Annotated in this window: 16 protein-coding genes and 1 tRNA gene; 3 read left to right on the top strand and 14 right to left on the bottom strand. The window is 34.7% G+C overall.

Features of this window, described 5'->3' with window-relative positions:
- Positions 1-107 precede the first annotated feature (107 nt).
- Complete coding sequence (locus tag F6P99_RS04510; RefSeq protein WP_152286233.1) at positions 108-4415, bottom strand: T9SS type A sorting domain-containing protein; 4308 nt, start codon at positions 4413-4415, stop codon at positions 108-110.
- 335 nt (positions 4416-4750) lie between these two features.
- Entirely contained in the window at positions 4751-5494 is a 744-nt protein-coding gene (locus F6P99_RS04515; RefSeq protein ID WP_152286234.1) for a TerB family tellurite resistance protein, read from the bottom strand.
- Positions 5495-5702: 208 nt separating this feature from the next.
- Here F6P99_RS04515 and F6P99_RS04520 point away from each other — a divergent pair, with 208 nt between their 5' ends.
- On the top strand, positions 5703-6116 hold the full coding sequence (locus tag F6P99_RS04520; RefSeq protein WP_152286235.1) for a BrxA/BrxB family bacilliredoxin: 414 nt from the start codon (positions 5703-5705) through the stop codon (positions 6114-6116).
- Between the two features lie 69 nt (positions 6117-6185).
- Here the strand turns inward: F6P99_RS04520 and F6P99_RS04525 are convergent, their stop codons facing one another.
- The 4 genes from F6P99_RS04525 to F6P99_RS04540 form a co-directional block, all read right to left on the bottom strand.
- Positions 6186-6692, bottom strand: coding sequence for a hypothetical protein (locus tag F6P99_RS04525; RefSeq protein WP_152286236.1), 507 nt, complete (start codon positions 6690-6692; stop codon positions 6186-6188).
- Positions 6693-6760: 68 nt separating this feature from the next.
- Positions 6761-10135: a hypothetical protein gene (locus tag F6P99_RS04530; protein ID WP_226913015.1), complete on the bottom strand. Its 3375-nt coding sequence runs from the start codon at positions 10133-10135 to the stop codon at positions 6761-6763.
- Positions 10136-10227: 92 nt separating this feature from the next.
- Entirely contained in the window at positions 10228-10707 is a 480-nt protein-coding gene (locus F6P99_RS04535; protein ID WP_152286237.1) for a methylated-DNA--[protein]-cysteine S-methyltransferase, read from the bottom strand.
- A 10-nt stretch (positions 10708-10717) separates the two neighbouring features.
- On the bottom strand, positions 10718-11485 hold the full coding sequence (locus tag F6P99_RS04540; RefSeq protein ID WP_152286238.1) for a TatD family hydrolase: 768 nt from the start codon (positions 11483-11485) through the stop codon (positions 10718-10720).
- Between the two features lie 113 nt (positions 11486-11598).
- Between F6P99_RS04540 and F6P99_RS04545 the strand changes: the two genes are divergently transcribed.
- Positions 11599-12036 (top strand): retropepsin-like aspartic protease, encoded by a 438-nt coding sequence (locus F6P99_RS04545; RefSeq protein ID WP_152286239.1) that lies wholly within the window; start codon positions 11599-11601, stop codon positions 12034-12036.
- On the opposite strand, the gene F6P99_RS04550 is transcribed toward F6P99_RS04545, so the two are convergent.
- The 5 genes from F6P99_RS04550 to F6P99_RS04570 all read right to left on the bottom strand — a co-directional run bounded on the left by F6P99_RS04550 (position 12037) and on the right by F6P99_RS04570 (position 20823).
- On the bottom strand, positions 12037-13311 hold the full coding sequence (locus F6P99_RS04550) for a voltage-gated chloride channel family protein (RefSeq protein ID WP_152286240.1): 1275 nt from the start codon (positions 13309-13311) through the stop codon (positions 12037-12039). It lies immediately after the preceding gene.
- Positions 13312-13468: 157 nt separating this feature from the next.
- Positions 13469-14107, bottom strand: a complete 639-nt coding sequence (locus tag F6P99_RS04555; RefSeq protein WP_152286241.1) for a peroxiredoxin — start codon at positions 14105-14107, stop codon at positions 13469-13471.
- A gap of 200 nt (positions 14108-14307) precedes the next feature.
- A complete protein-coding gene (locus F6P99_RS04560; protein ID WP_152286242.1) occupies positions 14308-16404 on the bottom strand; it encodes a T9SS type A sorting domain-containing protein in 2097 nt (698 codons plus the stop codon).
- Positions 16405-16762: 358 nt separating this feature from the next.
- Entirely contained in the window at positions 16763-17983 is a 1221-nt protein-coding gene (odhB, locus tag F6P99_RS04565; protein WP_152286243.1) for a 2-oxoglutarate dehydrogenase complex dihydrolipoyllysine-residue succinyltransferase, read from the bottom strand.
- Between the two features lie 98 nt (positions 17984-18081).
- Positions 18082-20823, bottom strand: coding sequence for a 2-oxoglutarate dehydrogenase E1 component (locus F6P99_RS04570; protein ID WP_152286244.1), 2742 nt, complete (start codon positions 20821-20823; stop codon positions 18082-18084).
- A gap of 337 nt (positions 20824-21160) precedes the next feature.
- Between F6P99_RS04570 and F6P99_RS04575 the strand changes: the two genes are divergently transcribed.
- Positions 21161-21234, top strand: a tRNA-Asn gene (locus F6P99_RS04575).
- A gap of 59 nt (positions 21235-21293) precedes the next feature.
- On the opposite strand, the gene F6P99_RS04580 is transcribed toward F6P99_RS04575, so the two are convergent.
- The 3 genes from F6P99_RS04580 to F6P99_RS04590 all read right to left on the bottom strand — a co-directional run bounded on the left by F6P99_RS04580 (position 21294) and on the right by F6P99_RS04590 (position 25478).
- Positions 21294-22268 (bottom strand): magnesium and cobalt transport protein CorA, encoded by a 975-nt coding sequence (locus F6P99_RS04580; RefSeq protein WP_152286245.1) that lies wholly within the window; start codon positions 22266-22268, stop codon positions 21294-21296.
- A 149-nt stretch (positions 22269-22417) separates the two neighbouring features.
- On the bottom strand, positions 22418-23533 hold the full coding sequence (locus F6P99_RS04585) for a hypothetical protein (protein WP_152286246.1): 1116 nt from the start codon (positions 23531-23533) through the stop codon (positions 22418-22420).
- Positions 23534-23555: 22 nt separating this feature from the next.
- Complete coding sequence (locus tag F6P99_RS04590; RefSeq protein ID WP_152286247.1) at positions 23556-25478, bottom strand: FAD-dependent oxidoreductase; 1923 nt, start codon at positions 25476-25478, stop codon at positions 23556-23558.

Below are 25478 nucleotides of genomic sequence, written 5' to 3' on the forward strand. Positions count from 1 at the left end.
GAATTTACGTTTTTTGTTTTTTTATAAATACTAATTGACGAAAAAAATCGGAAGAAGCATGAGGCTAAATCCGATTTTTCAATTAATTTTTTGGAGTAAATATTGTTTTAATGAATAATTATTTTTTTAGCGATGACACCAGCGTTAGTTTCTAACCTAAGAATGTAAACTCCTTTGATTAGCATTGAAACATCTATAAGTTGTTCATTCTTGTTTTCTGACGTACTATCTAGTAAGTAACGTTGAGTTCCGTTTACATCTAAAATAGTTGTTCTGTTTATTTCTAAGTCGTTTATAGTGTTTAAAAGGATGTTTTTTTCATGTGGATGATAGCTGATTTTTAAATTTATTTTTGATAAAGGGTCGTCTAAACCAACAGTTTCTGATGTTTCAAAAGTCATGAAAAACCTATCCTTATGAAGCCCTTCTTCTAGGTTTATAACAGCTTTATTATTATTTACTTTGTATTGAATATCTGTGAGTGCATCATAGATGTATACATCTCTGTTAATGTGTTGCCATTCATCTATTGTCAACGTAACTTCTTGTTTCTGAGCAACCGTAATGGTTAAAGGAACACGTAAATCATCAGTAATAGATTGAATTCCAGCAATAATATATTTGTCGTCATTATTGTCAAACTCCCAGTACATATCTGTTTCTCCTAAATCGTAGATGTTAGAGTCGAACCCTTTGTTATATGCAAAAGAATTAGCTTCATGAAATGAAATTCCAATTTGACGATGGATCATTGTTTCTTCTTTGTTTCTATAATCAATACCTAATTTAATGATTGGCAATTTATTTTCAGATACATCTTTTTCTAATTTTTTGGATTTACTATTTTGTTTAAAAAATATAGAATCATCTCCTTCGGTAATATATTCTCTTTGACTGTTGTTAAATACAATAGGGCCACCATCAATATCACCACCAATAAAGAATCCTTGCCCTATAGCTATATATGCTTTAGGTTCTTTATAGTTTCCTTCTCCTACACCTGAGGTTCCATTGTTATCGTTACTATCGTTTTCTGGGCTATTTGCGGCCAATCCCATAGCTCTATTTCTTGTAGCATATCCACCTATATAGCCAGCGAAATTGTGTCCACTTTGATCTTCTTCACCATTTGCACTTTCTTGGTGTTCCCAAAAATAGAGTGTTCCGGTTATCGAATTTATGTTGTCTTCAATGAATTTATTTACGTTAATTGCTGAAGCATATGGATTCCCTACCAAATAAGTTTCATAACCACCAATGTTTGTTGGAGTAGATAAATTACCATCTTTAGGGGAACCAACAAATATGTAGTTTTGTGCTTTTCCTGGACCTTTGAATATAAAGCCATCGGTTTCTGGTATGGTGCCATCTTTTCCTTTTTGTTTCCAATTAGATCTATTTCCATCTCCTGCCGCATAGGTATATATCCAATATTCAGCTAAAGATATAGGCGTATTATTTGTTTTATCATAACTACCATCATAGCCACCTATAAAATAAATATCTTTGGCAATGGTATTCGAAATTGAACTCGATTCATCTATGGGGTTTGTTCCGTCTTTTAAAACACTTGATAAAGTGAAACTTGAAGCTCCAACTGTATTTACAGGTGAACTCATATAATTGTATCTATATGTACTTGGAACCGTAGAATTTTGTTCAACCAATAGTTTTCCACTACCAAATGTTTGTTTTGTATTTGTATGGGTTTGTATAAGCTGCGAAGTACCTATCAAACGTATTTCATCGTTTGTATTTGTGATGTTAATATCATTTGTAACAACCAATAAGTTGTCTGTTACAGAGAATTTACTGTTGTTGTTTACCGCCAATCGTCTAGCACTAAACCTAGTATTTTTATGATTGTAATTTTCACTAATAAACACATATCTCGATCTATCAGGAGTTCCATTCGTCCAAATAGAATTAATTTTCGAAGTTACATCTATTCTATGCAAGCCAAGTTGAATGTTTGCCTCAGAATCTGCATCTGTAATTTCAGAAATTAATGGGTCTTCCGGGTGTCTTTCAGGTCCGCCTAACTCTAATACTCGATAGGGGTCTAAGTTTTGATCTACAAAAACTACCCATTCATTGATCGTATAAGTTGGATTAGGAATCAAAACTTCGTCAATTCTAACATAAGAAGTATTGTCTTTTATTGCTTCAATTGCATCATATCTATTTGCCCAAGAATTTGTGTCGTTTGTGGTGGATAATGTTATAATATCATTTTCACCGAAAAAGTTTGTGAGTTCATTGTTGTAAATTTCTAAGCTATTGAAGTTTATATTTGTAATCGTATTTGCAGTATTACTTATCAATACAGATTGTCCCGGGTTTAATGTAGCATCTATTGTAAGCGTTACATCAGGTATTACATCTGATTGGTCACCTGTTTTGTTCGTGTATAATTGCACCTTAACAAGGTTATTAGCGATACTATTTTTGTCATCTATATTGGTTATTTCAATCCATTTTTCTGAACCAAATTGATAGATTTGTGTGATCATAGCCGTACCAGTACTGTTTGGGTCAAACGCAATTACTGTAGCGGTATCTGAAACATGATTTGGCAACCCAACAGCATCAACAATAGCTTTATTTATAAGGTTACCTATGACTCCATTGTCAACTACTGCATCAAAAGTCACCGTCATAGTCTCTCCTGGTTTTAGTAAAATACCATTTTCAACGGTTACCATATATCTTGGTGCATTAGCATCGTTTGTAATTTGTTCTTGCTCTATCGGATAAGTTATGTATTCGTAATTAATAGTATAGGTGAGACTAGAAACTCTATTGTCTGTTCTACGGGTGTCTCTGTCTTCTGACCAGATGAATTCAAAAAGTCCTACTGCTGATCCAGAAATAGTTTTTGGACCTTGACTTACGTCATAAGTTCCTGGACTATTTGGAAGTCCTAAATCGTCTCCAAAATCTAGATCGTAAACGGTTCCGTTTGGGTGGGTAGCTTTCATATCTATTTCACTGATATTACTACTATTGATAGCTTCTCCACGTACAGTGAAACTATAGTCTATCAACGTTGCATTCGCAGGTATCTTACCTGTAGTATCATCTGTTATGGTTACAGGATTTCTTCCGTTTACATTGAAAGGTCCAAGGTTTTCTGAAGTATAAGTACCAGTTTTGACCCCAGAGTTTGTTGGAAATGTTTTTTTCGCCGTACCGTCAATATATGTGATACCATTCGGTAAAATATCTTCTAAAGTAACATTCATCGCATTTATAGCTCCAGTGTTTTTAACTAGAATGGTGTAGCTAATAGTGTCTCCGGCCATAACATTTCCAGATGGATATGCTGTTTTGGTTACTTCTAATTCAGGTGCATCACCTATAAATACTGAAAAAGTTGCTTTGTTTGAATTTGCTAAATTATCATCTCGCACTCTAAAATTGATGGTTGAACTTCCAGAAAAATTATTTTCAGGAGTAAAGATTATATTTCCGTTTGCATCTACATCATAGGTTCCCTCTCCAGCAATAATTAAAGGACTTCCAGGTTCGCCAAAATTGGTAGGATCTTTAGGGTCTAAAATTACAATCGTAGAGGTGTTTATGTTGTTTTCAGGATCGCTAGATCCATCCAATAAATTTATTGAGTTTGTTGGAGTGTTTAATTCAGAATTAGTTGAATGATCTATAACAACAGGAGGGTTGTTTACTTCAACAACATACGGGTTTCCAAACACCACTTCTCCTAAAAATCCTATTGAAATATTTCTTGTTGTGACCGGCTCATTGTTATTTCTACCTAGGGTAATGTCTACAACACCTACATTCTCATAATTTACTCTCACAATAGATCTATGTGAGGTAGGATCTATGCCTTGGTCTGTTTCATCGGCATCACTTTCAAATCGGATGGAGTTAGGCACTAATCCTTGGCTTGTAGTAATGATTGTACCCGGTGCATTTTGAGCTGCTAGTTCATAACTTTTAGGAACGATCACTTCTGCCCACTCACCAGCATCTAAATCTATGATTTCTAAAGTATAAGAATCTAAGGGGTAAAGTACAGCGTTTTCTATATCAGCATCTGCAGTTCCACCAACAATAAATTCGATTCTCCAACGAACCGATTCATTCGGGGTGTCATATGTAATTGTAGGCTCAAATCTATTATCGTTATTTTGAGAAACATCAATATCACTTACAATTGGCGAACCGCTAAAAGAGACAATTGTAACTAAGGCATCTACTCCTAGTTCTCCTAAATTAGAAGAGGTTTCTACGTTCTTTATTAAGTATACGGCACCAGGTTCATTCGCAGTTCCTTTTTTTAATGTTTGCGTATTTGGGAAAACAGGATTTGACTGTGCACCTAAATGCATCACACTCAAAAAAAGTAAGGTGAATATTGTTGTGGTTATTTTGGTAAATGTTTTCATTACGAAAATTATTTTTTTAGCTAGTTGTGTTTTTAGTTGCTTTGTTAAAAGCGTTCTTTTTTAAATGTTTTTTACACAAAATCAACCTGAGTTCCCGTTCAAAAAACGCTATATTTCATGCTTTTTGTTCAAGAAAACAGTTCAGTTTTACACTAAAGATATGGGTGGTAATAATGTGTAAATAGCTAAAAATGAGTGATACGCATAAATTTTCAGGTGAAGTGTCTTAAATAGCAGGTAAAAAAAATCCCAGAGTTACAATAACCCTGGGATTTTCTAATATTTGGAAATATTTCGTTTTTGGAAATATAATCGTTCTCGAACTGAAAGTTTTTTTAAAGTCCTCTTTCTTTTTTAATTTTTTCGTAAGCTTCTTGAATCTTTAAGAATTTTTCTTCAGCTCCTTTTAAATGTTCATCACCTAGATGTTTTACTTTATCTGGATGGTGTTTTTTGACCATTTTTCTATATGCAGCTTTGATTTCTTTATCGGTTGCAGATTTTTCGATTTCCAAAATTTTATAGGCACTTTCGGCATTTTCATAAAACATAGCTTTGATCGATTCAAAATCATAAGCATTGATACTTAAATACCCTGAAATTTTATGCAACATACTCAATTCGTCAGGCGTAATAATTTCATCGGCTTTTGCTAATGCAAATAAATAATGCATCAATTGTAAACGCGAAGCATGTTGCATTTGTTGACGAATTTGCAAAGAGATTTGTCGAACCGAAACATCGTTATTTTTGATGATACCTCTAAACAATCGAAAAGCGTGATTTGCTCTTTCTTTACCGTACATTTTCAAGAAGTAAGCACGCACAAAATCTAATTCTCTTTGATCGATTTTTCCGTCTGCTTTAATCACAAAGGAAGAAAGAATCAACAAACTGATTTCAAAATCACCCGAATGTGTTTCGTTGTCGTGATCTTGCGCTTGTTGTCTAAAATCTTGAATATCTCTTTTGGTAAAACCATCAATTGAATTTCCTATTACATAACCTAAAAGCGCACCTATTGGACCTCCAAAAGACCAACCTAATGCTGCTCCTAAGAATTTTGTAAAATTTGCCATTTTAATTTTTTATTTAATTACAAAGATACTTTTTATAGAAATGTATCATCGGTTCGAAGCGTTAATATAGTCTTAAAGAACCGTTGATTCAGGAGGTATATAATAATTTTAAATGCGCATCAATGAAATCTATGATACGACAATGTTGTTATGCAATTCAATACGTATCTTTGCACTGTAAAAGTTTAATATTCAAAAAATAATATATATGTATCCACAAGAATTAACAGCGCCTATGGAAGCGCAATTGGTACAGGCAGGATTTTCAGCCTTGAAAACTCCAGAAGAAGTTGAAAACACATTGAAATTAGAAGGATCTACGTTGGTAGTGGTGAACTCTGTATGTGGGTGTGCTGCAGGAACAGCAAGACCTGGTGTTATTGCTTCATTAGAAGGAGAAGCAAAACCAACAAATTTAGTAACTGTTTTTGCAGGTGTTGATGGTGCTGCTGTTGGTAAAGCTAGAGAATTTATGGTTCCTTTTCCTCCATCATCTCCAGCGGTTGCTTTGTTCAAAGATGGTCAGTTGGTGCACATGTTAGAACGTCATCATATCGAAGGTAGATCTGCTGAAATGATTGCTGATCACTTGAAAGAAGCATATACGGCTTACTGTAAATAAACACAGTTTATATCATAAAAAAAGCACCTTAATTTAAGGTGCTTTTTTTATGATATTGTGTCTGTATTCTTAGAATTGTTTACCGATAGAAATACCGACTCTAGGTACAATTCCTGGTGAATAGTCTGTGTTGAATAAATTTCTTCCAATACCGGCATGTAAGTCAGCGACAAAACCATTTACCGAGATAAATTTTCCACCGAAACCTAGTCCAAGTGCAAAATCAGTATAAGTAGCACTCTCGCCAACTTCAAGCTGATCTGAATTTTTATCACCTCTGTTTAATGAACCAAAAAATTCACCATAGTAATCGAAATTCCCTCGACTAAAAAAACGTTGTCTGTAATAAGGCGACAAAGAAAACTCCTGCTCATATCTAAAACTAGCTGTGCTTTTTGCAAAATTAAATAAAACAGCAAGTCCTATAGAAGATTCAGGGTTTAAGTTATGTTCGTATGATACGTCTAATGCTAACAAAGCTAAAATATCAAAAACATCTACTTTTATTTCGTTAGATTGTGCGTTTGCTTGTTTGAAAAATAATGCAAACAATAGAATCGGAATTATTTTTTTCATAGTGATGGGTCGATTTATGAGGCAAATGTACTATATAAAAATGTAAAAATTCTTTTTCAAAAAAAAAATTAGAAAACCGCACGCAGTTGAATACTACCTGTGTGTATGGTATTTGCAAATTCACTTTTTCTACCGTTGTAGTTTAGGTTTAAGTGTAAGTAGCTTGTCAGTTTTTTTTGAGCTACTACATTCCAAACAAAATTGTCTCCTGGTTGCAAGCCTTCAAGCATTTCGTAACCGACAGGTGAATTACTGTTTCCTGTAAAGTTATTTTTGTATAAATTAAAATCAGCTACAAACGCTCCTTTATTAGGATGTGAAAATTGATACGCCGCTCCTAATTTATGCAGTTCTAAAGCGGTAATGCTAAAAGAATCGTTTTTGTCTTTGTATTCATAGTTTATAGAGAGGTTGCTATTTAATGAAAAAGAATACATCAGCATTGGGTTAAGTTCGTTGCTATTGATTTTATAGATTCTATCTGCATAATTTTCGCTGTCACTGTCTATTTCTTTTTTGTTGATATTGATATCAATCAGCCAAAACGCTCCGATTTTATGTTGGAATTTTAATTGTCTTAGCAGGTTTTGATTTTCTTGAAAACCAATTCCCAAATTATTTTTAGAACGCGTTTTAGAATAGGTGTAAGTGGTTGAATAATTTTGCAAGCCTCTTCTAAAAAAGAAACTGTTTTTTAAGGTTTCTAAGAGACCAATTACAGAAGGATTGTTGGTGTCGAATGGATTCAAATCGAAACCAGATCCGGTTCTTGATTTCTTAGTATCGACAAGTATGTAAGATTGGTTAGAAAATTGCGAAACAAATTTTTTGAATCCTGTTTTTTGACTCCACGTAATCGCATTGATGTTAAACGCTTGGCTAAATTTTGTTTGATTGATGTTTATGTAATTTACTGTGGGTAAGGTAACCCTCAAATAATCTGCTTGGTCAGAGAATTTTGCAATTTCAAATTCTTCAAATTCTTGAATCCCATTTCCATTGTAATCAATCCAAGTATAAAAACCTTGACCAGGTTCAGTTTTGACATATGCGAATTGTTGTTGCGGTGAGGTACCAGACGATGTTTCATAAATAGTCGCCCAATTTATAAAGTTTTTGAAAAGACGTTGGTTGTAATTTAGACGAGAGTTTAAGGCATTTGTGTTTTCTTGTAAAATATTATCGACGGTTCTGTAATTTATATACGCGCCAACTTGTGCATTTTTATGTTGTACCAATCGCGAGTTTATGTAGTAGGTGTTCGAGTTATTAACGCGTGTAATTGTATTGTTTTGAAGGCTATCATTGTGTCTCATATTTACGCCAATCTTGGCATATACTTTTGTGCTATCCCCTACACCAAAATAGGCACCATAGCTTACAAACTTTTGACTCAATGCTGTGAGATTGTTCGTTGCGATTTCTGTTTGTTCGTTGTTTTCCGCTTCGAATAGAGCACCGATCCAGCTGTTGTTAAAATGTTTTTTTATACCTGCATTCGCTCTTAGAAATGAACCTTTTTCTATACTACCTTCATTTTTGAGGACACTAGCTTTTGCATACATTTCGGTTTTTTCTGTTTGGTACGTTCCTGTGAATTTGTGTTTGAATCCTTTAAAGGAATTTTGAAATGTAAGATTTTCAAAACGATAACTAAAATCAGTGTTTTTTTTGTTTGAGATAAGTAATTCTGTCCTTAAAAATTGTTGTGTACCTGAAGGGTTTTGTAGATTCCAATCTCTTGTAAACTCTACGTTGTAGATACGTTGAATGCTTGTAAAATCCTCCTGCAGTAAATCAAAATTAACAGCTGTTTTTACCAACCATTTTTGATCGCTAAAGATTTGATTCCAACCCACTTTTGCAGCGACACCTTGATTGTTTTCGTTGTCTATTGAAGAAAATAAATTTTGATCGTTATTACTTAAGGCAACTTCACTATCTATTGAGGTTTTTTCAGAAGGAGAGTATTTTATTTTTGCTACAGCAACTTGAAGTTTTGAAGGAGCGACCAATTGAATGACTGGGGCATAACTTCCCATGTTTGGGCCAATATATTCAAATATTCTACCAATTGCAGTCGTGTTTGCTAATTGATAGCTACCCAGATTTTCTCCAATCAAACTAAAAGTTACAGCATACAATTCGTCTTCTTCATTTTGAGAAAATTCAAATACTTCGGTGCCATTGATAGTTGTTTTTTTATATAAAATTTTGTTTTCATCATAGTCTGTAGGTACTGAACTTTCGGATATCATTTTTTGTGTGTCGTCACCAGCATTGGCCAATACTTCTTTTTGTTCTTCACTTAAGTTCTGTTGTAAAGGCTGATTTTTCGCATCACTTTCTGTATAAAAATACCCGCCAATTTCTAGCTTTTCACTTTTGTGTGTCGCTTTATTGTAACTCACAAAACGCGTATAATTTCTGTCTGAATATTGAAATTCAGCAACGATTCTCATGTTTGAAGTTATCGGATAAGTTGTGGTAAACGTAACTTCTGATGTGTTGTAATCAATGGTATAGTCGTATTGTTCTCCTCTGCGAAGTGGAGTACCATTGATATATATGGTTTCGCTTCCGGATAGAATGACAATAAAATTTTCGCCGTTAGGACCTAACAGTTTGTAGGGTCCTTGGTTTCCGTCTATCCCGGTAAGTTCGTATCGATTGAATCGACCTCGTACCAAAGCACCCGAAGCTTTAAAGTGATTTTTAGCATCTGTATGTGTTGGGGTAACATCTACCGATAGTCCGGCAACTTTTTTGTCGAAAAGTAGAAAGTTTGTTTCGTTGTTGTTAAGGTTGATGTCTCCTGCTTTTAAACTCCATTGATTCGTAAATAATTCTATGAATACTCTATCAAATTCTTCAATTTGTTGTGAGTATCCATTTTTTTGGATTGGTATATTTGTATCCGAAATCGAAGCTTTCAGGGTGACATCATTCGATATTTTACCTGAAATTTGTAAGTCTAAACTAGAGTTAGTTACCGCATCTTGGTTGTTTCCGACCGTAATTCCTCTTGCCAAACTACCCTGAGTATACAGTCCTTCAAAGGGTCTTCTTCCCTCACTTTTTTCATTTGAAATTCGATACATGTTTGAACGGTCGTTGCTATTATCAACGATGAGATTTTTGTTGGCTGGTGCAAAGGTCTGCGTTAAAAAGTCTGGATAAGCGGTGTAGTTTATCGTAATGTTTTGATACTTTTTGGCATCTAGAACTAAGGTTGCAGTGTCAAAATCGATGGTGTATTGATCGGTTGGAATTTCTTTTCCGTTGTGTATGACTTTAAAATTTACAGGACTTATGCTAACCGTCGCTATTTGAATACTATCTGAAGCAACTTTTATGTTTTGACTTTTAGAATTGGAAAAGGTTGTTTGTGCAGCACTGGACAAACAGAATAAAAATATAAGTACGATTCCAACTTTTTTCATGAAGTATAATAACGTTCTGTATGTGAATTTAGTTTAAAATTTGTGATAGGACTTTAACGCACATTAGCAATTAAGTTCATCTCAGAATCATTTTAAAACAAACGTTCTTGTTTTTGACCACTTTCGTGTTCTAGTAGCCATTTTTTTCTCCAAAGACCCCAAGCGTAACCTGTTAGTTCTCCATCAGAACCAATGATACGGTGACAAGGCTGTAGGATGGCAATTAAATTTTTACCGTTTGCATTGGCTACAGCTCTTATCGCTTTTGGTTTATGAAGAATTTTACTTTGTTCACTATAACTCAATGTTTTTCCAAAAGGGATGTTTTGCAAACTTTGCCAAGCTTTTCTTTGAAATTCTGTTCCTTGTGGGTTTAGTTTTACAGTAAAGACAGTTCTTTTGCCTTCAAAATATTCTTGTAGTTGCGTTACACATTCTTGAAGTACAGGTGGAATAGTCTTTGTAACTGGCGAATTTTTATCAGAAAAAGTAATAGATCGAATTCCGTCTGTATCTCCGTTAATTTTTGCAATACCAATAGGTGTAGCGATTTTTATTTTTTCTAATTTCATGGTGGTTGTGTTAAATGCCAAAAATATCTTTTGAATTTTGGGTAGTAATAGCTGCAATCTCTTCAGCAGGTAATTCATAGATATCAGATAATTTATCGATGACCTGTACTAAGTAACTACTTTCATTTCTTTTCCCTCTATTGGGTGTTGGAGCCAAATAAGGAGCATCTGTTTCTAAGACAATTTCAGAAAGCGGAATTTCATGTAAAAATTTGTCAATTTTTCCGTTCTTGAAAGTTACGACACCTCCGATTCCTAGTTTCATGTTTAAAGAAATAGCTTGTTTTGCTTGTGCTAGGTTACCGGTAAAGCAGTGAAATATTCCAAATAAATCGTCACTTTTCTCTTCTTCTAAAATTTCAAAAACTTCATCAAAAGCATCTCTGCAATGTATGTTGATTGGCATTTTTCTTTCTTTTGCCCATTGTATTTGCGTTCTAAAAGCTTGTTGCTGCTCTTTCAAAAACGTTTTATCCCAATACAAATCAATTCCGATTTCTCCGATAGCATAAAACTTTTTTTTGTCGAGCCATTCTTTTATCAAGTTCAATTCTTTTTCGAAATTTTCTTTTACATGTGTTGGGTGTAACCCCATCATCAAGAAAATATTTTCAGGAAATTCTGTTTCTAAATCCAACATCGATTGTGTGTATTCACTGTCGATGGCTGGAATAAAAAAACGAGTCACACCAGCGTCAATAGCTCTTTGAATAACGGTTGCTCTATCTTCGTTAAATTGTTCACTGTACAAATGAGTGTGCGTATCGGTAATGGTCATATTTGTAAAAAAATCTAAATTCGGTAAAGGTTTTCAAGACAAGATTGTTTTTTTTGAAAACTTTATCATGTAGAAACCGAAAGCATTAATATATTTGGTAAAAATACTCTAAAATGGCTAGTCTTAAAAAAAGCTTGGTAAAAAAAGGTTATGTTCAAATACCTGTTAAAATCACGAAAACCAACCACATGGTGGTAAAGGTAAAATTAAATGGTGTGAAAGGACGATTTATTTTAGATACCGGAGCTTCAAATTCATGTGTAGGATTTGATCAAGTTGCGCAATTTTTAATTGAAACAAGTGAGTCTGAAGTAAAGGCAGCAGGTGCTGGGGCCGTTGGTATGGAGACGAGAAACTCTCAAGACAATACCTTAAAAATGGCTGGGTGGAAGACGAAAAAATGCAACTTGGTAATTTTTGATATGTCACATGTAAATGAGGCCTTGATAGCGCATGGAGCCAAACCCATAAACGGAATAATCGGAGCAGATATTTTACGCTCTGGAAAGGCGATTATTGATTATAAGAATGATTGTTTTTATTTGAAGTAATTAAACTTCTTTTAGAAGCTTTCCCTTATGGTGATCTAAGTCTTGGTTTTTAGAACTTCCGATTACTTGAGAAGAGTATATTCCTGAATGACCCGAAAATAAATAGGCAACAATACAAGCAATTGCTATAAATACGCCAGCTTCAATCCCAAATAGTTCAATTCCCATCATGGTACAAGCAATAGGAGTGTTGGTAGCTCCAGAGAATACGGCTACAAAGCCCATACCTGCTAATAGTGCCATTGGTAAAGGTAAAAACAAAGCCAATGCATTCCCCAATGTAGCGCCAATAAAAAACAATGGAGTTACTTCACCCCCTTTAAAACCAACACCAATTGTAAACGTCGTTAGTAAAATTTTTAGTGCGAAATCGTAGTATGGTAAAGGGTTTACAAAAGCTTCCTCAATAATGGGAACACCTAAACCGATATATTTAGTAGTACCCATTACGTAAACACTTAAAGCTATAAATATACCACCAACAAATGGACGTAGCGGTGGGTATTTTATTTTATTCGCATAGCCTTGAAAAAACGGAATTCCTTTTGAAAAGATTCTTCCTGCAATTCCAAAAAAGACACCACTTAAAATAGCGACTAAAAATGTCAATATATCAATTTCTGGTACTAAGTCTACTACATAATGAGAATGATGTACACCCCAAGCCAAACAAACGTAATCGGCGACAACAGCCGCTAAAAAACTAGGCACGATCGCTTCGTATCGCATTCTCCCAACAATCAAGACTTCAAGTGCAAAAATAGCACCAGCCAATGGGGTTCCGAAAACGGAAGCAAAACCAGCAGAAATACCAATTACAATGATAATTTTTCTGTTTTCGTGACTGAATTTAAAAATTTTGGATAGCTGATCTACCAAAGCACCACCCATCTGAATAGCAGTACCTTCTCGTCCTGCAGACCCACCAAATAAATGAGTCAAAACGGTACCGATATAAACAAAAGGAGCCATTTTTAATGGAATAATATCTTTTGGACTGTGAATTTCATCAATCAGTTGATTGTTTCCTTTTACGACATCTTTTCCCCAATAATGATACATCAATCCAATTACGAGTCCTCCAATTGGTAAGAAAGCAATGATCCATGTATTGGCTTCTCGTAAATCTGTAACAAAATATAGCGATTCTAGTAATAGGGCAGAAGCAGAGCCTACAAAGATCCCTGCAACAATCGCGATTAATAACCATTTCAATAAATGTTCGGTAATCTTAAAATAAACCGCAATTAGGGATTCTTTTTGAAAAAAATTCATAGGTTTTGTTTGCTGAGGATGTGCAAATATAACCAATCTGTTTTATTTGCTTCTTGATTGACGTTTAGAACAATTTTGTTAAAAATTAATCAGAACATCGTAAAAACAAAAAAGCCTAATAGTTTTTCTATTAGGCTTATCGATTGACAAATAGTTTTTATTTGTTTGGCTGAGGTGTCATTCTTAAATAAGGTTTCACTTCAGTGTATCCTTTAGGGAAAATGGCATCTATATCTTCAGTTTTTATTGCTGGTACTACCACGCAATCATCACCATCTTGCCAATTAGCAGGTGTAGCCACTTTATGGTAAGCGGTCAATTGTAATGAGTCAATTACGCGGATCAATTCATCGAAATTTCTACCTGTTGAAGCAGGATATGTAATGATTAATTTAATCGTTTTATCCGGAGCAATGATAAATACCGAACGAACAGTTAAATTGTTATCAGCATTTGGATGAATCATGTCATACAGGTTTGCTACTTTTTTGTTTTCATCTGCGATGATTGGAAAGTTTACTGTAGTGTTTTGAGTTTCGTTGATGTCTTTGATCCAACCTTGGTGTGATGCAACACCATCCACACTTAACGCAGCTACTTTTACATTTCTTTGGTTGAATTGGTCCGTGTATTTTGCAACGGTTCCTAATTCTGTTGTACAAACTGGTGTGTAATCTGCTGGGTGAGAAAACAACAATCCCCATCCTTCTCCTAACCACTCGTGAAAATTGATAGTTCCTTCTGAAGTTTCTGCCGTGAAATCTGGAGCGACATCTCCTAATCTTAACGTTGCCATAGTTTTATTTTTTTAGTTTTTAGAAGAGCTAAATTAGTTTTTTTTACATAAACGTATGTTAATTTTATTCAAAGGTTTGCATAAGATACGTAGCGCACTGACCTAAAGGTATTTTATTGTGCTTTAGCCTGTTTTTCGATAGGATCAAAAAAAACCATATCGTGAGATATGGTTTTTGTCAGTATTTATTAAGAATTCGTTTATTTTTTCACTAGTTTTTGACTTGCACTTCCATGATCCGTATTGATGATGGCAACATACATACCTGGAATCAAAGCTGAACCATCAATTTCTGTTGAAAGAGCATTGGGTTGCATTGAAATCACTTTTTCACCTACGACATTAAATACCTCAATAGAATTGATATACTCACTTTCAGTAGAAATATTCCAGTTGTTTCCAGTTGGGTTCGGATAAATTGCCAAATCTTCTGCATCAAAATTATTGATACTTAATAAACCACAAGTGTCCCCAACTGTATATGAGAAATATTTTGTGATTACAGATCCACCAGCATAGGCAAATTTACAACCAAAGCTAACCACTTCTCCGTTTGTTTTTCCAGATATGTCAGCTGAGAATATAGCACCCGAAGTATTTGTCATCATAGTTTCACTAAAAGGACTTTCTTCCCATAAGAACCCTACAATTCCTACTTCATTGTCTAACAATTCAAAGGTGATTCGTAGATCTCCATTTACAAGTGTTTGAAAGGCGTAGTTGTAGCCAACTGAAAAAGATCCTTGTTGACTTTCAGTAGAATTCCCATCACATGATGTGTTGGTGTCTACAGAGAATGAAATTGTATAGGTTTTTACAGTGTTTGTGTCTTCAGATGTAACTGTTACTGTTGCATCTCCAGGAAGTTGAGTCGCTTGAGCAATCACAATACTTGCTCCGCTATGTGACTTTGTAGCTAAAGTAATTTGAGGAATCGTTGTCGTTCCTTTAGGTAGCACTACAGAGTAGTTCAACTCAGATCCTGAAAAACCTGATATTGTTTCGCTGTCAACCTTTAGGTCAGATAATGTAGCGTCTGTTAGAGGGTTAACAGGGTTTTTCCAAAAATATATATTGTCTAAAAATACAGTACCATTACCAACAGTTTTGAATTGAACAGCAGCAGTAAGATTTCTTCCTGCATCAGCATAAAAACTTAAAGGGATGTCAATACCTACCCATTGTCCGGTTGTGATACCATCTGTAGCAGCAATATCGTAATGATTTTCACCCCCAGCAATTAAGAAAAATTGTAAAGCGGTCGCATCCGTGGTGTAGTAATCTAAATGTACATATTCCATTGCTGAAACGTCAGAACTGGTATATTCAATACCTTGGTAATTAAGGTTCTTGTACTTTAGGGTGTTGTTTGTGTTGATTTGAATCTCTGAATAAACAGTAGCTTGTCCCCAACCAGGGTTTAATCCAGTTGCAATACTTGTGTAAGTATCACTGTATACCGAAATAACATTTTCGCTATCGTGTGTCGGATCTGTCGCAGCTGAAGTTGGAGTTGGATCTATGGTGAAGTTAATCGTTACCATGTTGGTTGTTATTCCATCTTGAGCAGTTACTAAAATCGTTGTAGTACCAGGAAGACTTAAAGCATTTGTTACCTGAGTTGTTGCGCTTCCATCAGTGGTAGTAGCTACTACCGTTGGAACTATAACTGTTCCAGAAGCAAGTTCAATAGTGTAAGTTGAAGTCAATGAACCGAAACCTGCTATAGTGGTTCCATTTACAGTTAAATCACTTAAAGAAGTATCTGTTCCAGCTGCCGTTGGGTTTTTCCAAAAATATAAATTGTCGAAATAAACTGTTCCATTACCAACAGTTTTAAATTGAATAGCATTGGTAAGATCTCTTCCTGCATCTGAATAAAAGCTTAAAGGTATGTCAATACCTACCCATTGTCCGGTTGTGATACCATCTGTAGCTGCAATGTCATAATGATTTTCACCTCCAGCAATTAAGAAAAATTGTAAGGCGGTAGCGTCATCAGTATAATAATCTAAATGTACATATTCCATTGCCGAAACATCTGAACCAGTATATTCGAGTCCTTGATAATTTAAATTGGCGTATTTTAACGTATTGTTCGAGCTTATCTGAACTTCAGAATAACTTGTAGTTTGTCCCCAGTTAGGGTTAAGGTTGGTGGCAATACTAGTGTATGCATCACTGTACACAGAAATTACATCTGTACTTGCATTTGTAGGTGTGGGAGCAGCTGTTCCCGGTTGTGAAAATGCGAATGACGCACAAAATAAAAATAATAGAAAGGTAATTTTTTTCATAAAATATTGGTTTTGATTAGTTTATGAAAAGTATGTTTATTTACTTAAAACCGGTCTTATTAAGACTATACCCTAACTTAACAAGGCTTGTTTTTCAGCTTTTCCTATCAAAAGGAAGGGTTCAGAGGAAGAATGGGGCTTGGTAAAAATGTACGCTGTAGAGTTGATGTTAAGTTTTGTTGTAGCTATTGTAGTTTTTTAGAAGTTTAATAATCGAATAGATTTTGATCTAAAGAGAATATTCGTGTTTTACGCACTTCGAAGTTGAGGGATTCTAATTTGATTTAAGAAGGTGTTAAAAAACAAAAAATCCCATATCTTCTAGATATGGGATTTTTAATATGATAAGTTAGAATTTTTATAACTCTAAAGCTTTTTTAGGATTGTTATTCATCAACAATTCAATTGGGTTTTCAATAGCTTCTTTGATAGCTACTAAGAAACCAACAGACTCTCTACCGTCAACAATTCTATGGTCGTAAGACAAGGCAACATACATTATAGGTTGGATTACTACTTGACCATTTACTGCCATTGGACGCTCAACAATATTGTGCATTCCTAAAATTGCAGATTGTGGTGGGTTGATGATAGGCGTTGACAACATAGAACCAAAAACACCACCGTTAGTGATTGTAAATGTACCACCTGTCATTTCATCTACAGTAATCTGACCATCACGAGCTCTTAATGCTAAACGTTTTACTTCGCTTTCAACTCCTCTGAAAGATAAGTTTTCAGCATTTCTTATAACAGGTACCATCAAACCTTTTGGCCCAGATACTGCGATGGAAATATCAGCAAAATCATTTTTAATTTGGTAGTCACCATCAATCATTGAGTTTACATCAGGGTACAATTCCAAAGCTCTTGTGACTGCTAATGTAAAGAAAGACATGAATCCTAATCCAACACCGTGTTTAGATTTGAATTCTTCTTTATATTGATTACGTAAATCAAATATTGGTTGCATGTTTACTTCGTTAAATGTAGTTAACATGGCAGTGTCATTTTTAACAGAAACCAAACGCTGTGCTACTTTTCTACGCAACATAGACATTTTTTTACGCTCTGTTCCTCTACTTCCATTAGAAGTTCCCATTGCTGGAGTTGCGTTTAAAGCATCTTCTTTTGTGATTCTTCCATCTTTACCTGATCCGGCAACAGATGCATTATCAATCCCTTTTTCATCGAGGATTTTTTGTGCAGCTGGAGCAGCAGTTCCTGTAGCATAGGTTGCTGGTTCTGCAGATTTAGGTGCTTCTGCAACTGGAGCAGCAGCTGGTACTTCTTCTTTTGCTGGAGCAGCAGCAGGCGCTTCTGATCCACCTTCTGGTTTTGCCGCACCCATATCAATTAAACAAACAACAGCACCAACTTCAACAGCATCTCCTTCTTCTGCTTTTAAAGTGATAATTCCACTTTCTTCTGCAGGTAATTCTAGAGTTGCTTTGTCTGAATCTACTTCAGCTATTGGCTGATCTTTTTCTACATAATCTCCATCTTCTACTAACCAAGATGCTATTTCTACTTCTGTAATTGATTCCCCCGGAGAAGGAACTTTCATTTCTAAAATCATTGTGACTAATTTTAAAGTTGTGCTCGTTTATTATGCAAGCAATATTGTTTGTTAATTTTATTCTTTTAGGTACACTGAGCTTGTCGAAGTGTACAAATTTATTTTTTTTCTGGGTTGAATACCATGTCTATTACAGCTCTTTGTCTTCTCTTGAATCTTGCTGAAGAACCTGCTGCTGGAACTGAATAGAATTTTCTTGATGCAACACTTAGTTTTACCAAGTTAAATCTTTGCAACATATAACTCCAAGCTCCCATGTTCTTAGGTTCTTCTTGTGCCCAAACATATTCTTTTGCATTCGGGTATCTATCTATAGCCGCTTGTAATTTTTCTTCATGCAATGGGAACAATTGCTCAACTCTTACCAAAGCAACATCTTCTCTGTTTGTTGCTTCACGTTCTTCTAATAGTTCATAATAGAATTTCCCAGTACAGAATACCAATTTGGTAACATTTTCTGGTGCAATTGTATCGTCAATTACTTCTTGGAAACTTCCATTGGCAAATTCTTCGATTGGGTTCACCGCTTTCGGATGACGTAATAAACTCTTAGGAGTAAATACTATCAAAGGTTTTCTGTGTTTACGCTTCATATGACGACGCAACAAATGATACATGTTTGCCGGTGTCGTACAGTCAGCAACCGTCATATTGTCTTCTGCACATAGTTGTAAGAAACGCTCTATTCTTGCAGATGAATGCTCAGAACCTTGACCTTCATACCCATGAGGAAGAAGTACTACAATTCCGTTTTGTAATTTCCACTTGTCTTCTGCGGCAGAAATATATTGGTCAAACATAATTTGAGCTCCGTTGTTGAAATCTCCAAATTGTGCTTCCCAAATTGTTAACGTATTCGGATTTGCCATTGCATATCCATAATCGAACCCTAAAACTCCATACTCAGAAAGTAGTGAGTTGTAGATGTACATTTCACCTTTGTTTTTTGGGTTTGTATTGATTAGGTTGATACGATCTTCTGTGTTTTCGTCTCTTAATATTGCATGACGATGACTAAAGGTACCACGCTCTACATCTTGACCAGATATACGTACATTATAACCTTCTTCTAGCAAAGAACCATAAGCCAAAGTTTCTCCCATTCCCCAGTCTAAAAGGTTGTTTTCGAAAACCATTTTCTCACGACCTTTTACAATACGTTCTGCTTTTCTAACAAATTTTACTCCTTCTGGTACTGTAGAGACAACTTTTGCAATGTCTTTTAAGTTTTCTACTGGATAGGTTGTGTCGATTGGAGATAACATTGCTTCTAGTTTCTCTCTGACAAAATCTTTCCAGGTATGTTGCATAAACGGAACTACTTTTGAAGTAGTATCTCCTTTTGCTTTTTGGAATTCAGATTCCAACATGTCTTTAAACTCGTTGCTGATTTCTTTAGCATAGGCAGCATCAATTGAACCTTCATTGATTAATTTCTCAACATAAATATCTTTTGGATTGTTGTGTTTAGAAATTGCTTTGTACAAGTTAGGTTGCGTGAATCGAGGTTCATCACCTTCATTATGTCCGTACTTACGGTATCCCAATAAATCGATGAAAATATCACGCTTAAATTTCATTCTAAATTCTAACGCTAGTTCTACTGCATGACAAACTGCTTCTACATCATCTGCATTTACATGCAATACTGGTGATAAAGTTACTTTTGCAACATCCGTACAATACGTACTCGAACGAGCATCTAAATAGTTTGTTGTAAAACCAATTTGATTGTTTACTACTATATGTAAAGTACCTCCAGTTTTGTATCCATTCAGTTTACTCATTTGAGTTACTTCGTATACAATACCTTGTCCTGCAATGGCAGCATCACCATGTACAATAATTGGAAGTATTTTTGAATCGTCTCCTTTGTATTTTCTGTCAATTTTTGCTCTTGCAATTCCTTCTGCAACAGGAGCAACAGTTTCTAGGTGAGATGGGTTGGGTACCAAGTTCATTTTCATGACTTCACCATTTCTAAAAGTCTTACTACGTGTAAGTCCCATATGGTATTTTACATCACCATCAATGTGTTCGTCATCGAAATCTTTACCTTCAAATTCTGAAAACAAATCACGAACAGGTTTTTTGAAGATGTTTGTCAAAGTACTCAAACGTCCTCTGTGTGCCATTCCTAAAACACATTCTTGAACACCAAATTTTTCAGCAGCATCTCTTAATGCAACAGAAATTGCAGGGATTAAAGCTTCACCTCCTTCAAGAGAAAAACGCTTTTGACCTACATATTTAGTTTGTAAAAAACTTTCAAAACCAACTGCTTGATTTAGTTTTGATAAAATGTATTTTTTAGAATCTACATTATAAGAAGGATGGTTGTCGTTTTTATTCAAACGATCTTGCCACCATTGAATTTCTTCAGGATTTCTTATGTACATATACTCCACACCAATAGAATCGCAATACATTTGCTCTAGATGTTGGATGATTGTAGATAGTTTAGTCGGTTTCAATCCTAATATCTCACTTGCACTAAAAACAGTTTCAAGATCTTCTTTTTTAAGACCAAAATTTTCTATTTCTAAGGTTGGTGTATATTGTCGTCTTTCACGAACCGGATTGGTTTTAGTGAACAGATGACCACGAGAACGGTAACCGTTAATCAATTCAATTACATGAAACTCTTTGTTTACATGTTCAGGAATGTTGATATTAGTGTTTTCTTCCCCAGTAAGAGAATAGTCTTCATTTGCAAGGTCGTAACCTTGAAAAAAACTTTTCCAACTAGGTTCTACTGAATCAGGATTTACTAAATACTGATCGTATAATTCGGCAATAAAGCCAGAATGTGCTGCGTTTAAGAACGAAAATTTGTCCATATTTTATAGAATACTCGGTATTTTATTAAAAACCTTAACAAAAGTACAACGTTTTCGGCAAATGACAGCTTTTCTTTATACGATTTGTAAAAAATGCAATTAAATATAACAGATTTTATTTTTTCTGTTAATTTATAACTTAAAAATATGTGATTTGACCATGTTGAAATATGTGTTGTTGGTTTTCTAATCGGTTTTCTTTGATAAATAGTGTGTGTTCTTGTTGAAATAGAAGTGAAAAAATAGTTCTATAAAATTATTTTTCTATTGTATTTATTAAAATAAAATTTATATTTGCACTCGCAAAACAGAAATGTTTTGTATTCATTTATGAAACTCCTCCTTAGCTCAGTTGGTTAGAGCATCTGACTGTTAATCAGAGGGTCCTTGGTTCGAGCCCAAGAGGAGGAGCAAAACGAAAAGAGCTACACTTCTGTGTAGCTCTTTTTTTTGTTATATATTATAAGGAGTTAAAACCATTTTTTACGTTTAAAGTACCATACGCTTAGTATTGTAATTAATAACATGACACCTAGTAAAACAAAATAACCATAATGTGTTTCTAATTCAGGTATGTTTTTAAAGTTCATGCCATAGATACCTGCCAAGAATGTTAATGGAATAAATATTACAGATAATATGGTTAACGTTTTCATGACTTCGTTAAGACGATGACCTTGAATGCTAAATATCAAATTGATTTTACTTTCGAGTTCTTGAATTTCAAAATCGATATCACTGATTAAATTATTGGTTTGTTCTTTTAATTCGCTAAAATATTTAGTTTCGATGTCTTCGAACTCTGTTTTTTCGAGTTTTATTATGATGTCTCTTAGTCCTATTGTTGCTTTTTTGAATTTAAAGAGGTTTTGTTTTCTTTTTTCTACGTTCGCCGTAAATTCTGGTGTTGGGTTTATCTTGGTAAATTCTGAATCTTGAAAATCAGATTTTTCTTCGTATTGGTCATGATAATTTTCTATAATTGATTCTAGAATAAGGAATAACAAATAGTCAGCATTTTTTTTTCTAGAAATGCCTTTGTTACTTTCGAGTCTTTCTCGAATCCAATTAAAATAATCTCCCGACTTTTCTTGAATACTCCAAACAAAATCAGCAGAAGTAATAAACAGCATTTGTTCAGAGTCGAAATTGTCAATATCTGTTTTTAGCACTTTGATTGTGATGAACAATACATTGTCTAGTTCAATTACCTTATTCGGATGTTGGTCTTCCATTAAAAGTTTTACGAGAAAATCGTCAAGATTGTTTTGTTTGATGATTTCTAAAAACTCTTTTTTATACTCTAGGCCATAAGTGTTCAGCCAATTTGTAGTATTGTTTTTTGATGACAATACTAACGATTCGCTAGCAGCTACTTGTTTTTTTTCAAACGTGTCGGCATTGTATTTTATAATGGATGTGTTTTCAAGAAAAGTATGGTTCATCACAGTTGATTTTCGTCAATATAAATGTAAGCAATCTAATTTATAAGGTTTGTATTAGGGTTTATAAAAACCTAGTAAGGTAAATGAAACTGTTTTTGAAGATTTATTTTTTAAAAAAATATTTCAATTGCTAAAAAAGATATTTTATGTTATAGTCTTTCTTTGTTTTTTTCTTTGAAGCTATCGAGAATTGTTTTTTGATTTTTGTCGATGTTTTGGTTAGATAAAAACCAAAATGCACGTCGGGCAATTAGAAAGTTGTTTTCTAGCAAAGGGAAAATATTATTTATGACATGTTTAGAATTTGCATTTTTGATTTCCATTAAATCTAGAAACAAAGAAACTTCTTGATAGGAGTGTAGTTTGTCGATTTCATCGCTAAGATGGTTGTATAAGCTAACAGGGAATTTCAAATTAGTTTTAAGCATAAATTGAATCGCAGCGATGGTTTGTTCTTTTTGATCTATTAAAAATATTTTTTCACAAGCATCCATGCAGGTTTCAATAGGTGCTTTTTCAAGGTATTTGAATGCTGTTCTAGAAACTGTATGGTCTTCTTGTATTTTTGAAATTACCACTTCAATTTGTGTCTTATTAAAGAGTTTGCGTTGTGTGAATTCTCGAATTGCGATTTCGAAATATCGTTTGTCTTCTTTTGTTGTGTAATTTTCGAGTTGTTTTGTGTTTGATGATTTTCCGGTTTGTTCTTGAATTTTTTGTATTAGATCACCATTTGCCCAGTGCCATAAAGTATAACAGGTCAACGCCGCTCCTTGAACAGTGTCTTCATCGTTTAACTCTAGTGCAGTTGCTCCTGAAACACCGTCGATATCTTCATCGCCATGTTCGTCGGGTATGGTGAGTACTTCATCAATACGAACCTCTTTAAAAGGTGATTTCTTATTGCCTAAGATGGATTGGAGTTTCGTATAGTCTTCTTTTTCAAACAGGTCGGCTTCGTATTTTTCTAGAGTCGCTCCTGGTTTTAATTCGTATTTCTGGAAATCACCAATAGCGTTCCAATAGATTTTAACAGGGATTATTTTACACACTTCTTCTAGACAGATAACTGATTCAACGTTCGTATGGTATTGAATTGGGAGACCGTTTATGTCTTGTACTTCAGTTAAAGTTATTTCTAAAGGGTGTTTTTCACCTGGATGGTTTATGATAACCGTATGTTTTACTTCGGTATAAGTGTTTTTTTTAGCAGAAGTGAATCCTGCTAAAAAAAACAAAGAAATGATGTGTAAAAATAATTTCAAAAGTTAATATTTGGATTAAGCATTAGGCGTAACAACGAACTTCAAAAAGTTTGATGTCGTCTGCTCCGTATGTTTCTTTTAGATTGATCTTTACAGCAGACACTAAAGTTTCATCAAATTTGAATTTGATCAAGCGTGTTCTGTTTTCTTCGATAGCTCCAAGTTCAACCCATTGACCTTTAACGCGCCCTTGGATACTTAAGGATTTCAACAGTTCTTTGGGTACATGGTTTCCGTAAAGGTCATTGTTCCTGCTATCTTTACGCATCATAATATTTCTTTTGACATTTGTATCACATTTTATTTCTACGGCAGATAGATTGATGGGAGTATCCCATTCTAGTTGTACATTTGAGTTTAATCCCTCAGATTGCCAATGATTGATTTCGTTGTTAAAATCCCTTGAAATACCATTTGTAAGATTTTTAGCATCACCAGATTTTGTAGATGACCCGAAAATTAAATTTGCTTTTCTAGCTAAGTCCTTAGGGTCTTTTGCATTTCTGTTTGGTATAAAGACATCATCTCTTAATAGTTGTTCTTGCAATTCGTTGATGTGCTTGTTTTTTACTTCTCTGGGTGTAATTTGTTTTTTGTTACAGATACTAGCGGCAGTTCCTACCGCTTGACCTTGCAGCGCACAAGTCGCCATAATTCTACTAGAAGACAATGCAATATGAGTTTGACTTACATTTCTACCAGCAAACATTAAATTTGTTATGTTTTTAGAATACAAACTTCTAAAAGGGAACTCATAAATGTTTTTAAAATGATAATGAAAATAACTAGGGGGTTCAGGTAGATTTTCGATTCCCCCGGGGTTGTGTTCGTCTAATGACCATCCACCAAATGCAACTGCATCTTCAAAATGTCTGTGTTCAGTCATGTCTTTTTCAGACATAAAGTAATCACCGATAAATCTTCGAGATTCTCTTCTGCAAGGTAAAGATCCTACCCAGTCTAAAGCTAGATTTTCTGCTTCTGGAAAATTTCCTGAGTTTTTTATATAATCCCACACACCATGTAAATAGCCCATTAATTTATGTCTGTTTACTTCAAAATCAGTAATAATATCATCTTTACTACCCACTTCAATCCACCAAATTCCATCTTGAAACCCAGCAAATTTTCTTCTTTTATTTGCTCCTTCATGTGTGTATTTGATGGCATACGAAGGTGGGTTGTATTTCATAGATTTGCCCATGTCTTTTGAAGACATTAGTAATGTTGCTCCCATCTGCCATCCATCCGGTTGATCTGGGGCAAAAGTTTCGTTGTACTCATCTTTGCCTTCTCTACCTGTTCTGTATTCGGCTCCAGCAGTTGCAGCTAAAAGACCATCCCCTGAGCAATCAATAAAGATTTCCGCATTAATGGTATAAAGTGTTTCAGTGGTTCCTTGCCAGCAAAGTGCAGATTTGATTTTATCACCATCCATTATCGCTTCGATACCTTGCGTATTCAACATCAATGTAAGGTTGGGTTCTCTAATGACAAAATCATACATGACATGATCAAAAACTGGAAAAGATTCTTGTTCATTTTCGAAACGATTGTGCAATAGCAATTCTTCAATAATTCCAGTTTCTCTTTCAGCTTTTCCCTTTATATTGTTTACGCCGTTTAGGTGTACGCGCATTTCACTAGAGGCATTTCCACCTAATACAGGTCTGTCTTGTATGAGTACTGTGTTAGAACCGTTTCTCGCAGCAGCAACAGCAGCACATATTCCTGCTGCGCCACCACCAATCACAGCAGTGTCATAGGAAACTGTTTTTTTTCTTGAGGGAATGCCAGTTTTTCCGGTGCCTAAGTTGTACCATTTATCACCTTCTCGGTCATAAACCATGTCTTTCGCCCCAGTGCAAGAAGCGGTTACCATTGGTATCACTCCTGCAGCAACTGCAGCTCGAGTCCCTTTTTTTAAAAAATCTCTTCTTTTCAT

Origin of the sequence: Flavicella marina, assembly GCF_009193215.1 — a bacterium.
In the GTDB taxonomy this organism is placed as follows: Bacteria; Bacteroidota; Bacteroidia; order Flavobacteriales; family Flavobacteriaceae; genus Flavicella; species Flavicella marina.